1 protein-coding gene is annotated in these 503 nt (G+C 59.8%); it reads left to right on the forward strand.

Annotated features, from left to right (window positions below; genetic code table 11):
* Positions 1 to 481: zinc ribbon domain-containing protein (locus tag NW852_RS13325; protein ID WP_414426815.1), on the forward strand; the 481-nt coding region annotated here is incomplete at its 5' end.
* Between the last annotated feature and the right edge of the window lie 22 nt (positions 482 to 503).

The following is a 503-nucleotide window of genomic DNA, read 5'->3' on the forward strand; positions in this document are numbered from 1 at the left end:
TTGGGTGAACCATCGCATCTCCAAGTCCATTGTTGCTAGGGCACTGGCCACCCACCGTTTTATTGCCTTGGAAGACCTGACCGGGATCCGTGAACGAGTCAACCAACAGCGGCGCAGCAAGACGGAGCGGCGGCAGGCCAATAGTTGGGCGTTCTACCCGTTGCGGCAGTTTGTGCACTACAAGGCCGCCAGAGCAGGGATCCAGGTTGTGGTGGTGCCGCCTGCCTACAGCTCGCAGACCTGCCACCGGTATTTGTGGCTTGGGCAGCGGGAAGGGAAGCATTTTCGTTGTGTGAACCCAGCTTGTGGTTGGGAAGGGGATGCAGATTTGCACGGTGCCAACGTCATTGCGCTTTTGGGGGTCGCTGTAAACCGGCCTGGAGGTTCGTGGTTGGCTTGCCAACTGCAGGGCTACCGTTCGCGTCAGCGGCGCGTAGCGCTTAAGCCCGCTCCGTACCGCTTAGCGGTCGGAGCCGGGTAGTTTACTGTACTGCTGTTGTCGG

Source organism: Synechococcus sp. H60.1 (genome assembly GCF_047462335.1).
Lineage (GTDB): Bacteria > Cyanobacteriota > Cyanobacteriia > Thermostichales > Thermostichaceae > Thermostichus.